We start from the raw sequence: 10,556 nt of genomic DNA on the forward strand, positions 1-10,556 counted from the left end.
AAGGAGAAAACAAATGAAGATCGAGAAAAAACATTTAGACGATATCAAGCGCTGCTACTGCGCCAGCAATATCTGTATGAACGGTGAAAACCATATCCTTCTGGCCAGCGAGGATCCCGATATCGCCTGCAACATGTACAGCGGAAAAGACTTTGAGACAAAGGAAACGGTATGGACCCATCCCGGTGGCTGCATGTCCATTATCCCCATCCCCAACAAAGAGAAGGAATTTTTGGCCGTTCAGGAGTTCTATCTGAAGGTGTCCCCGTCTTTAGCCAAGATCGTATGGGGAAAGTACGATGACGAAAAGGGTTGGCAGATCAAAGACGTCCTGTCTTTACCGTATATCCACCGTTTCGATATCTATGAGGTCGATGGCGCCAACTACTTTATCGGGGCCACCATCGCCATCTCCAAGAAGGAAAAGAACGACTGGTCCGTACCGGGACGCATCTATATCGGAAAGCTGCCCGATGATCCATCCCAGGGTATCGAACTAAAGATCCTCAAAGACGGTCTGTTTCGAAACCACGGCTACTGGCATGGAAAGGAAAACGGAAAGGATGTCGGCTACTTCGGCAGTGATCAGGGCATCCTGAAAGTGACACCGCCGGAAAAGGAAAACGGAGAATGGAAGACCGAGTTCATCCTGGAGGGACAGATCGGTGAGATCGCCACGTCCGACCTGGATGGTGACGGTATCGAGGAGATCATGACCATCGAACCGTTCCATGGCAACTCCATCCAGATCTATAAGAAGGAAGAAAACGGCTATAAGAAAGTATGGACCTATGACAATACCATCGACTTTGCCCATACCCTGGTGGGAACGACCCTATGCGGCAAACCGTCCTTTGTGGCCGGCGTACGAAGAGAAGAGGCGGAACTGTTCTATGTGCAGTATGTGGATGGAGCCTATAAAGCCACGGTCATTGAAAAAGGGGTGGGACCGGCCAACCTGTGCGTGGTCCATGAAAAAGACCGGGATCTGATCGTCAGTGCCAACCATACGGCCAATGAAGCGGCGGTCTATGTGGTCACGGAGGAATAGACGATGCTGGAAAAGATGAAACAGGAAGTCCTGGAAGCCAATCTGCTGCTTCCCAAATATGGACTGATTACCTTTACCTGGGGCAATGTCAGTGCCATCGACCGGGAAAGGGGGATCGTGGCCATCAAACCAAGCGGTGTCGATTACGATACGATGAAGGCCGAAGATATCGTGCTGGTCGATCTGGAAGGCCATATCGTGGAGGGCAGTCTAAAACCAAGCTCCGATCTTGCGACCCATCTGGAGTTCTACCGAAACTGGAAGAACATCGGCGGTGTGGTGCATACCCATTCCCGATGGGCGACAGGCTTTGCCCAGGCCGGTCTGGATATCCAGGCGCTGGGAACGACACAGGCTGACTACTTCTATGGAAACATACCGTGTACAAGACTCATGAGTGAAGAAGAGATCCACGGTGACTATGAGCTGGAGACCGGAAAGGTGATCGTGGAAACATTTAAGGAAAGAAACATCGATCCCGATGAGGTACCGGCGGTTCTTGTCCATTCCCACGGCCCATTCTGCTGGGGTACGGATGCGTTCAATGCGGTACACAATGCCGTGGTCTTAGAAGAGGTGGCCATGATGAATACGATGGCAACCCTGTTAAGAAACAATGCCATCGAACCGATGCAGCAGGTACTTTTAGACAAACACTTTAAGAGAAAGCACGGGCCGGGAGCCTACTATGGACAGAAATAGATACGAGCTGGGCCTGTATGAAAAGGCGATGCCCAATTCTTTAAGCTGGAAGGAAAAGCTGGAGCTGACAAGAAAAAGCGGCTTTGACTATCTGGAGATGAGCGTGGACGAAAGCGATGAAAAGCTGGCCCGTCTGGACTGGACACAGAAAGAACGGGATCATATCAAGGAGACCATGATCGAGACCGGTGTACCCATCCGTTCGATGTGTTTGAGCGCTCACCGCAAGTATCCGCTGGGATCCAGAGAGGAAGCAATCCGGAAAAGATCGTTAGAAATCATGGAGAAGGCGATCGATCTGGCCTATGATCTGGGGATCCGGATCATCCAGCTGGCCGGTTATGATGTGTATTATGAAACAGGGGATGAAACGACCCGGAAGCTCTTTGAAAAGAATCTGAAGAAGAGTGTGGAAATGGCGGCCCGCAAAGGTGTGGTCCTGGGCTTTGAGACGATGGAGACACCGTTCATGGACACGGTGGAAAAGGCGATGGACTATGTGGACCGGATCGACAGTGTGTATCTGGGGATCTATCCGGATATCGGGAATCTAAAGAATGCCTCACTGCTTTATGGAACAAGTGTGAATGAGGATCTGAAGAAGGGAAAGGGCCATCTTTTTGCGGCACATCTCAAGGAGACGGTACCGGGCAAATACCGGGAGATCCCGTTTGGGACGGGACATACGGAATTTAAAGAAAACATCCGATGCCTGTATGAGATGGGAGTGTACCGGTTTGTGGGAGAATTCTGGTACACGGGTGATCCCAACTGGAAAGAAGATCTGTGCTTTGCCTCCCGCTTTTTAAGGGATAAATTAGATCAATAGAGGAAATTATATATGTTAGTGACAATGAAAGAAATCCTGGATCGTGCTAAAAAGGAAGGTTATGGAGTTACCGCACCAAACGTTCAAAGTGAAGATACGGTTCGAGCTGTGATTCATGTTGCGGAAGAACTAAGAGCACCTATGATCATTGATGTCAATGCGTTCATTCATCCCGATCTTCCATGGTTTGTTCATATGATTCGTGAATTGGTCAGCACTTCATCGGTGCCATTTGCGATCAATTTGGATCATGGAAAATCGTATGAGGACATCATGTTAGGAATTCGATCCGGTTTTACATCAATCATGGTGGATCGCTCCAGTCTTCCATATGAAGAAAATGTCAAGCAGACCAAAGAAGTCGTCAAGATGTGTAAACCTTTAGGCATCAGCGTGGAAGCGGAACTTGGTCATGTCGGACAAGGGGAAAACTATTCAGTCGATGGCACAAGCAATCTGACTGAGCCGGAAATGGCCGCTCGTTTTATCAAAGAAACAGGTGTAGATTGTTTGGCAGTGGCGATCGGTACGGCTCATGGTCGCTATAAAGGAACACCACATATTGATTTTGAGCGATTAGAACAAATCGTCAAGGCTTGCCCAGATACGCCGCTAGTCTTACATGGTGGCAGTGGTACCGGTAATGAAAATCTGGCAAAAGCAGTTCGTAACGGTATTCAAAAGGTCAATCTGGCAACAGAGCTTGTCGTGGCGGGTAAAGAAGAACTTGAAAAATTTATCCAAGATCCAAATTTTGATAAATGGAAGTTGATTCCCAGTTTCATCAAAGGATATGAAGATCGTTTAGCCCATTATGTCAAACTGTTTGGACAAGAAGGAAAAGCCTGGACAGAATAATAAAATGGATACAGTGGTTTAAACGATACTAAATCGAAAAAATGTCATAAAGTGAAAAAAAGCAGTCATTATCAAAATGGCTGCTTTTACAATGCGAGTTATTCTACAATTCCTTTTTCTATACAGTCTTTTAGCCAAAATAATGATTTTTTGGGTTTACGTTTGTATGTGCTTAAGTCCAGTTCCAAAAGACCGTAACGATTTTTAAAGGCATTGATGGCAGAGAGATGATCGATAAAAGACCAAATCAAATAGCCATGACAATGACATCCTTCTTCTTTTGCCTTGATTGTATAGTATAGATATCGCTTGATGAAGTTGATGCGATAGTCATCTTCAATCAATCAGGCCCATTGTATGGTAAAGCGAAAGGTATTGAGTCCAAAGCTTGTCATAGCGGCAATATCTTCTTTGTATCGGTGATAAAAGTCACTGGCTTTTTGAGGACCGATTTGGTCATACCAGCGCGAAGGATCGCTTTGAAAAAACAAATCAGCCCAGCTTTCCTGTCCAGCCTCTTTACCGGCCGTTCCTTCAATCTGCCAGGCACTGGAGCTTGTCCCCAACATAAAATTTTCAGGAATTTTTATTTTCATCACTACCGCCTCCTTACTTCAATTTTAAAATACAGAAAAAGGCAATACAATAACAAGTACAGCAAAAACGGAATTTATAAAAACTAGAAAGCATATTGAAAAATAAGGTTTATTCTTTTGTTTCCTATGCAAATGGAGTAGAATGAACATAGCGGGATGTAGCACAGCTTGGTAGTGCACTTGCATGGGGTGCAAGGGGTCGCAGGTTCAAATCCTGTCATCCCGACCATATCTGATGGGCCGGAAGGCTCTTTTTTTGTGGGGAAATATCGTATAAAATAAGAAGGAAAAGAGGTTTGTGATGGTACTTCCGGAAAATATTCTTGAAATTTTGAAGACTTTGAATCAGGCCGGTTATGAAGCCTATGTCGTGGGTGGCTGTGTGCGTGATTCCTTGTTGAAAAGAGATTGCGCCGATTATGATGTTTGTACCAGTGCTTTGCCGAATGTGGTACAAAGCTTATTTACGCATGCGATCCCAACAGGAATCAAACATGGTACGATCACGGTCTTGACACCGCAGCCGGTAGAAATCACCACCTTTCGAAGTGAAACGACCTATAAAGATCATCGTCATCCGGATCGTGTAGAGTTTGTATCTTCCATTATCGAAGATTTAAGACGAAGAGATTTTACGATCAATGCGATGGCTTATCATCCAAATACTGGATTGATCGATCCTTTTGGCGGAAAAAAAGATCTTTCTTTAAAGATCGTTCGTTGTGTCGGAGATGCGAACCAACGATTTCAGGAAGATGCCCTGCGCATGATCCGCGCACATCGCTTTTGTGCTAAGCTGGGCTTTACGATGGATAAAACGACACAGGAAGCCTTGCATCAAAACAGCAAGCTGATTCAATGGGTTGCCGTAGAGCGAATTGATAAAGAATTAAAAGAGATTTTGCAATATAATCCGTATGAAATTGAGAATATGACACAATTATTGTCAAAATGGATGCCAGAATTAGAGCTGTGTAAGAGCTGTGCACAAAATAGTCCATGGCATGATACGAACGTGCTCCATCATTCTTTACGTGCGATAACGTTTCTGACCCCCTTTGATGAAACCTTAGCTCTTGCACTTTTATTTCATGATTTAGGAAAACCGGCGACAAAAACTACAAAGGATGGAATCGATCATTTTTATGGTCATCCTTTAGAAAGTGCCAAAATTGCTGATAGAATTTGTAAGGCTTTAAAATTAAGCACATATCAACGAAAGCTGATCTGTTCGCTTGTCAAACATCATGATGAAAAGCTGCCGCTTCGGCTACGAACCATTTATCATTTTCGCATTCAAATGGGGTTTGATGATGCCTGGATGCAGAAGCTTTTTACGATTAGTATTTGTGATTTAAAGGCGCATTCTTTAAAAGGCCAACAAAGCGTACAAAGTGTTTTAGATTTTATAGATTTTTATGAAAAGAACAAGGATCGACCAATGAGTTTTCACGATCTAGAGATCAATGGAAAAGATGTGTTGACGCATACGTCTTTTACAGGAAAAGATGTTCGAAAGGTTCTTCAAAGGTGTTTGGATTTGGTATTTTATGATCCGGAACAGAATACAAGAGAACATTTGATTGAAATGATACAAAGATGGCGGGTGATATAAATGGAAATGTTGATATTGATCTTGTTGGCGATATTGATCGTTTGTGTGTTGATCTTGATTGGTTTAGTCTATGCACAATCCAGAAAACAGAATGATCGTATCTTGATGACAAAAGTACATCAGCAGGATCAACAGTCCAGGGAAGAGCTGTATCAAAAACAGATGCGGGAAACATTTCAAAATTTAAATGGGCAAATCCAGATCTTGCGCAAAGAAAACGCATTAGGAGCCCAATCCATTCAAAAGATGCAGACAGATCTATCAAGCATGAACAAAGTCATGACCAATACGAAAATGCGCGGAAACTGGGGTGAATATCAGCTGCAGTCTTTACTGGAGATTTATGCAGGACAAAATCCGGAAATCTTTTCTATGCAGTATGGATTAAAGAATGGAAAAGTGGCGGATGCGATCTTGCGGGTAGCCGGAACGGATAAAGTATTGTGTATCGATTCTAAGTTTCCTATGGAAAACTATCTGCGAATCGAAGAAGGAAAGAACCAGCAGGAGTTTATTCGTCTTTTTAAGATGAATATGAAAAAACATATCGATGACATCGCATCGAAATATATCAGTGAACAAACTGTGGATCAGGCCATCTTATTTATTCCCAGTGAATCCATTTATCAGTTTGTATGCGGTAAGTGTACAGACACCTTGAATTACGCTTTGGAAAGGCATGTGTTAATGACTTCTCCAACAACGCTGGTAGGGGTGATCTTTACCCTTTTGGCAAGCACCAGAGATTTTTATCGCAGTGCACATATCGAAGAGATCGAGAAAAACATCCTGGCTTTGCAGCAGGATGCTCATCGTTTAGAACAACGATCCCAAAAGGCAAAGCAGTCTTTGGATAGTCTGGTGCAGCAGTTTCATTCTATATCTGTGAGTGCTTCTAAGATCACAAAACGAATGGATACGATCATCGAAGGAAGGGAGGATCCAGAATGATCACAACGTTAAAGGGTGATATTACAGGTCTTGATTTTGACATTATTGTCAATGCCGCCAACAATCATCTGCTTCCAGGTTCAGGTGTATGTGGCGCTATCTTTAAAAAGGCCGGTCATCAATTAGAAACTGCTTGTCAAAAGATAGGGTATTGTCAAACCGGTGATGCCGTTATGACAGAGGCTTATGATCTTCCCAGTAAAGCTATTATTCATACCGTTGGTCCGATTTATCATCAGGATTCAAATGCGGCATACAGTCTAAAGGCATGTTACTGGAACTCGATGGTATTAGCTTTTGATTATATGCGATCCCATCATTTAGATTCTGTTTCCATTGCGTTTCCCTGTATTGCCACCGGTATTTATGGTTATCCGCATCAGGAAGCTTGTTCGATCGCAGTCAATACGATCTATCAGCTGATGCATGAATATCCTGATGCTCAAAAGATCAACGTGGTCTTTGTTTGTTACCAACAGGAAGATTATCTTCTCTACAAGGAGGAACTAGCCAAATATGCGTTCTATGGTCGATGAAAGTCATTTGTTTTTAAAGCCAGCCTTACATCGTCATGCCGCTTGTGTGGATGCCACCTTAGGGCATGGTAAAGATACTGCGTTCTTCTTATCGGAAGGTGTACAGAAAGTTTTTGCCTTTGAGATTCAGGAGAACATTCTTCAAAACACAATGAAAAAATTAAAGAATCCTAAAGTACAAGCCTTTTGCCAGGGACATGAAACGATGGATACGCTGATCTTTGAATCTATTGATGCGATGATCTTTAATTTTGGTTATTGTCCTCAAGAAGATACATCCATTTGTACACAAGCTAATACAAGTGTTATAGCTATTCAAAAAGGCTTGAAATTATTAAAGCGAAAAGGTCGTATGGCTTTGGTTTTATATCCACATCCATCCGGAAAAGAAGAGGCAAAATGCATTGAAAAATATGTGCAAAGTTTAAGCGCTTCCTTATATACAGTGGTACAATATAAACAGTTGAATAAAGAAGATTCACCCTACCTGATAGGTATAGAAAAGAAAGAAGGTTACCATGAGTAAAAAAGCATTGATTGTGTATTATTCGCAAGGAAGCAGTGTAGCGCATTTAAAAGACTTGATCTTAAATGCCGTTGATGCCGATGTTTGCCGTATTGAAGCGTTAGAACCTTACCCTGAAGATTATGCGAGTTTAGTTAAAACTGTAAATGCACAGGTGCAAAAAGGGGTAGATCCTGCATACAAACCAGTATCGGTGGATATTTCATTCTATGATACGATCTTTGTAGGAACGCCAAACTGGTCAGGAACCTTGGCTTTGCCTTTACGTACATTTTTGAAGGAACATGATTTCGCAAATAAGAAAGTTTTGCCATTTCTTTCTCATGGTGGAGCCGGTATTGAAAATATGGAGAAGGATCTGCATGCTTTATGTCCGTCGGCAACGATTTGTGAACCGTTTATGATCCAGGGACAGACCGATGAGGAAACCGAGGCCGATTTAAATGTCTGGCTGTATGCCAATGCACCGGATTGTATAGAATAGAGAGGATGAAGAACATGTTAAGTGAAAAAGTTGCGGGTTTGTTGAATACACAGGTGAATAAAGAATTGTATTCGGCGTATCTATATTTAGATTTTGCCAATTACTATAAAGAAAAAGGACTGGATGGCTTTGCCAACTGGTACAATGTTCAGGTACAGGAAGAAGTGGCTCATGCCCAGATCATGATGCAGTATCTGCAGGATAATGACTGTTCGGTTGTGTTAGAGGCCATTGATAAACCAAATATCAAAATTCAGGATTTTAAGACACCTCTGGTGGAATCATTAAATCATGAGCGTTATGTGACCGGCTTGATTCACACCTTATATGATGCCGCTTATCAGGATAAGGATTTTAGAACGATGAAATTCTTAGACTGGTTTGTCTCCGAGCAGGGGGAAGAAGAAAAGAATGCCAGTGATATGATCACCAAATTTGAGTTGTTTGGAAACGATGCGAAGGCATTATATGATCTGGATGCCGAATACAAAAGCAGAACTTATACCGCACCATCCATCATGAATGAATAAAGGAATCCCTAAGCGGATTCCTTTTTTACAAATTCTTCATAATATTCTGCTTTTTTTATATTGTTGAGGGAGCGATATTGTTTGGCCAATAAATAGCCGACAATGGCTTTTTCTTGGGCGGTACACTGTGGAAACTGTTCTTCCATGATAGAAATATGATTGGATTTGTGATCGATTAAAATATCATACAACATATGTGCATGGTCCTTTAATCCCTGGTTTTCTCCCTGATCAATCGTATCTAAAAGATTTTTGGATTGTTCCTTATCTTCTTCATAGACATAATGTTCAAAGGCCATGGAGATGATTTCGTATCGCTGCTTTTTATTGCGGGCGATTCGTATCAGCTTTTGAAACTGTTCTTTGATCATGGCTGTATCATCGGCCATGATATAGCGATTCAGCTTCATAAACTCAACCATATATAAAGGAAAGAATAATTTGGTGAAAGTGGATCGAATGTCTTTGTCAAATGCTTCAAAGTCTAAAGACTGCAGCTCTTTTAATAATCTTTCCTGATGCACTTTTCGATACATACTGGAAAAGATGATGTATAAAAGAGCGAGTATGACAAAGACAAGGATCATCCGCATTGACCAATCCTGCATGTTATTGGAGCTTCTCCTTTAAGTCTTCAAAATCTATGTTGGGTGTTTCATGGAAAGCAACGATTTCCTGATCGTCTTTGTAGCGAGGGATCAGGTGTACATGAAAATGATGAACGCTTTGTCCGGCTGCTTCATGCATATTGGAAAGAAGATGAATTCCATCACACTGTAAAGCGGTTTCCAGTTTCTTAGCTAATTGTTGAGCTACTTCAAACACGTGATCGCGTAAAGCCGGTGGACAATCCAGGAAAGAATCGCAGTGTTCTTTAGGGATCACTAGTGTATGGCCAACGGCCGTAGGGTTAATATCAAGAAATGCCAGAACCTGATCATCTTCATAAACGGTATGGCTGGGAATTTCTTTTTTGGCGATAGAGCAGAAAATACACATAATAAGACCTCCTTGTATTTGTTCTTATTATACGCTAAAAAAAGTGAAAAGTCAGGCTAAGGGGGTGCCTGACTTTTCAAAAAAATTAAGGGGATAGAAAATTAGTATGAATATCAAAACGATTTCATACCGGCAAGGTCTTCTATTCCTTGCTTGCATAAAGTATAGCATAGGCAAAAACAAAAAATGTGGTATTATTATGGGAAAATATGTGAAATTAGTCCAAAATAGTATTTAAGTGGGGAGAATCATACAAAAACGAGGTGATTTTAAAGACGAAAGACCATAAAAAAATGAAAAATAGAGAATTTGTTTAAAAAAAGTAAAGACGGACCAAATCTGTCCTCAAAGACGGTTTGGAATATGCTATAATAAACTTCAAATGGGGGTCATATTTGTATGATAAACAAAACCATTCAGGAAGTTGCAGCGTATTTAAATGCACCTTGTATCCAGGATGAGGATGATCTTAGGATCCATGGTGTTTGTATAGATTCAAGAGAAGTACGACCGAAGAGTCTTTTTATTCCAATATTAGGGCAAAGAGTTGATGGTCATAGCTTTGTGGATAGTGTTCGCAAGGCTGGATGCAAAGCCAGTCTATGGCAAAAGGATCATAAGCCATATCCGGAAGATATGGCATTGGTTCTGGTAGAAGATACAACACAGGCTTTACAACAATTGGCCAAAGCCTATTTACAGTCTTTATCGTGTAAGGTGATTACCGTGACCGGATCAAACGGGAAGACAAGTTGTAAAGATATGTTGTATTCTATTTTTTCGCAGGAGAAGAAAACACAGAAGACTCAGGGAAATCGAAACAATGAGATCGGTCTGCCTTTAACGATTCTGGATTTTGATGCGGATATTGAAGTGGCC

15 protein-coding genes and 1 tRNA gene are annotated in these 10,556 nt (G+C 42.1%); 12 read left to right on the forward strand and 4 right to left on the reverse strand.

What is annotated here, in order from left to right; all coding sequences use genetic code 11:
* Positions 1-13 precede the first annotated feature (13 nt).
* Genes U0M88_RS07655 through U0M88_RS07670 form a run of 4 tightly spaced genes read left to right on the forward strand, consistent with a single transcriptional unit; the run spans position 14 to position 3,440 of the window.
* Complete coding sequence (locus U0M88_RS07655) at positions 14-1,051, forward strand: hypothetical protein (RefSeq protein WP_331869441.1); 1,038 nt, start codon at positions 14-16, stop codon at positions 1,049-1,051.
* A gap of 3 nt (positions 1,052-1,054) precedes the next feature.
* Positions 1,055-1,753 carry an L-ribulose-5-phosphate 4-epimerase gene (locus U0M88_RS07660; protein ID WP_272012894.1) on the forward strand — a complete coding sequence of 233 codons (699 nt, stop codon included), beginning with the start codon at positions 1,055-1,057 and terminating at the stop codon, positions 1,751-1,753.
* Entirely contained in the window at positions 1,740-2,582 is an 843-nt protein-coding gene (locus U0M88_RS07665) for an L-ribulose-5-phosphate 3-epimerase (RefSeq protein ID WP_331869442.1), read from the forward strand. Before U0M88_RS07660 ends, U0M88_RS07665 begins: the two co-directional genes overlap by 14 nt.
* 12 nt (positions 2,583-2,594) lie before the next feature.
* Entirely contained in the window at positions 2,595-3,440 is an 846-nt protein-coding gene (locus U0M88_RS07670; RefSeq protein WP_300397926.1) for a class II fructose-bisphosphate aldolase, read from the forward strand.
* 98 nt (positions 3,441-3,538) lie between these two features.
* On the opposite strand, the gene U0M88_RS07675 is transcribed toward U0M88_RS07670, so the two are convergent.
* Positions 3,539-3,784 carry a family 1 glycosylhydrolase gene (locus U0M88_RS07675; RefSeq protein WP_229035764.1) on the reverse strand — a complete coding sequence of 82 codons (246 nt, stop codon included), beginning with the start codon at positions 3,782-3,784 and terminating at the stop codon, positions 3,539-3,541.
* Positions 3,785-4,036 carry a family 1 glycosylhydrolase gene (locus tag U0M88_RS07680; protein ID WP_331869443.1) on the reverse strand — a complete coding sequence of 84 codons (252 nt, stop codon included), beginning with the start codon at positions 4,034-4,036 and terminating at the stop codon, positions 3,785-3,787.
* A 152-nt stretch (positions 4,037-4,188) separates the two neighbouring features.
* On the opposite strand from U0M88_RS07680, the gene U0M88_RS07685 reads away from it, so the two are divergent.
* From U0M88_RS07685 to U0M88_RS07715, 7 genes are all read left to right on the forward strand, one after another.
* A tRNA-Pro gene (locus tag U0M88_RS07685) sits at positions 4,189-4,265 on the forward strand.
* Between the two features lie 72 nt (positions 4,266-4,337).
* A complete protein-coding gene (locus U0M88_RS07690; RefSeq protein WP_331869444.1) occupies positions 4,338-5,651 on the forward strand; it encodes a CCA tRNA nucleotidyltransferase in 1,314 nt (437 codons plus the stop codon).
* Positions 5,652-6,602, forward strand: coding sequence for a DNA recombination protein RmuC (rmuC, locus tag U0M88_RS07695; RefSeq protein WP_331869445.1), 951 nt, complete (start codon positions 5,652-5,654; stop codon positions 6,600-6,602).
* On the forward strand, positions 6,599-7,138 hold the full coding sequence (locus U0M88_RS07700) for a macro domain-containing protein (protein ID WP_117446605.1): 540 nt from the start codon (positions 6,599-6,601) through the stop codon (positions 7,136-7,138). The genes rmuC and U0M88_RS07700 overlap by 4 nt, the downstream gene beginning before the upstream one ends.
* Entirely contained in the window at positions 7,119-7,664 is a 546-nt protein-coding gene (locus U0M88_RS07705) for a tRNA (mnm(5)s(2)U34)-methyltransferase (RefSeq protein WP_331869446.1), read from the forward strand. The genes U0M88_RS07700 and U0M88_RS07705 overlap by 20 nt, the downstream gene beginning before the upstream one ends.
* On the forward strand, positions 7,657-8,148 hold the full coding sequence (locus U0M88_RS07710; protein ID WP_117446603.1) for a flavodoxin: 492 nt from the start codon (positions 7,657-7,659) through the stop codon (positions 8,146-8,148). Before U0M88_RS07705 ends, U0M88_RS07710 begins: the two co-directional genes overlap by 8 nt.
* Before the next feature lie 14 nt (positions 8,149-8,162).
* On the forward strand, positions 8,163-8,678 hold the full coding sequence (locus U0M88_RS07715; protein ID WP_117446602.1) for a ferritin: 516 nt from the start codon (positions 8,163-8,165) through the stop codon (positions 8,676-8,678).
* 8 nt (positions 8,679-8,686) lie between these two features.
* On the opposite strand, the gene U0M88_RS07720 is transcribed toward U0M88_RS07715, so the two are convergent.
* Both U0M88_RS07720 and U0M88_RS07725 read right to left on the reverse strand, forming a co-directional pair.
* Entirely contained in the window at positions 8,687-9,286 is a 600-nt protein-coding gene (locus U0M88_RS07720) for a hypothetical protein (protein WP_022790326.1), read from the reverse strand.
* 1 nt (position 9,287) lies between these two features.
* A complete protein-coding gene (locus U0M88_RS07725) occupies positions 9,288-9,677 on the reverse strand; it encodes an HIT family protein (RefSeq protein ID WP_331869447.1) in 390 nt (129 codons plus the stop codon).
* A gap of 399 nt (positions 9,678-10,076) precedes the next feature.
* Between U0M88_RS07725 and U0M88_RS07730 the strand changes: the two genes are divergently transcribed.
* On the forward strand, positions 10,077-10,556 hold a 480-nt coding region (locus U0M88_RS07730), incomplete at its 3' end, for a Mur ligase domain-containing protein (RefSeq protein ID WP_331869448.1).

The sequence above is a fragment of the Faecalicoccus sp. genome (assembly GCF_036552745.1).
Lineage (GTDB): Bacteria > Bacillota_I > Bacilli_A > Erysipelotrichales > Erysipelotrichaceae > Faecalicoccus.

Excerpts from the sequence above, each read along its gene's own strand:
- U0M88_RS07655 (WP_331869441.1), top strand. The coding sequence starts at position 14 with ATGAAGATCGAGAAAAAACATTTAGACGATATCAAGCGCTGCTACTGC.
- U0M88_RS07660 (WP_272012894.1), top strand. The coding sequence starts at position 1,055 with ATGCTGGAAAAGATGAAACAGGAAGTCCTGGAAGCCAATCTGCTGCTT.
- U0M88_RS07665 (WP_331869442.1), top strand. The coding sequence starts at position 1,740 with ATGGACAGAAATAGATACGAGCTGGGCCTGTATGAAAAGGCGATGCCC.
- U0M88_RS07670 (WP_300397926.1), top strand. The coding sequence starts at position 2,595 with ATGTTAGTGACAATGAAAGAAATCCTGGATCGTGCTAAAAAGGAAGGT.
- U0M88_RS07680 (WP_331869443.1), bottom strand. The coding sequence starts at position 4,036 with ATGAAAATAAAAATTCCTGAAAATTTTATGTTGGGGACAAGCTCCAGT.
- U0M88_RS07690 (WP_331869444.1), top strand. The coding sequence starts at position 4,338 with ATGGTACTTCCGGAAAATATTCTTGAAATTTTGAAGACTTTGAATCAG.
- rmuC (WP_331869445.1), top strand. The coding sequence starts at position 5,652 with ATGGAAATGTTGATATTGATCTTGTTGGCGATATTGATCGTTTGTGTG.
- U0M88_RS07700 (WP_117446605.1), top strand. The coding sequence starts at position 6,599 with ATGATCACAACGTTAAAGGGTGATATTACAGGTCTTGATTTTGACATT.
- U0M88_RS07705 (WP_331869446.1), top strand. The coding sequence starts at position 7,119 with ATGCGTTCTATGGTCGATGAAAGTCATTTGTTTTTAAAGCCAGCCTTA.
- U0M88_RS07710 (WP_117446603.1), top strand. The coding sequence starts at position 7,657 with ATGAGTAAAAAAGCATTGATTGTGTATTATTCGCAAGGAAGCAGTGTA.
- U0M88_RS07715 (WP_117446602.1), top strand. The coding sequence starts at position 8,163 with ATGTTAAGTGAAAAAGTTGCGGGTTTGTTGAATACACAGGTGAATAAA.
- U0M88_RS07720 (WP_022790326.1), bottom strand. The coding sequence starts at position 9,286 with ATGCAGGATTGGTCAATGCGGATGATCCTTGTCTTTGTCATACTCGCT.
- U0M88_RS07725 (WP_331869447.1), bottom strand. The coding sequence starts at position 9,677 with ATGTGTATTTTCTGCTCTATCGCCAAAAAAGAAATTCCCAGCCATACC.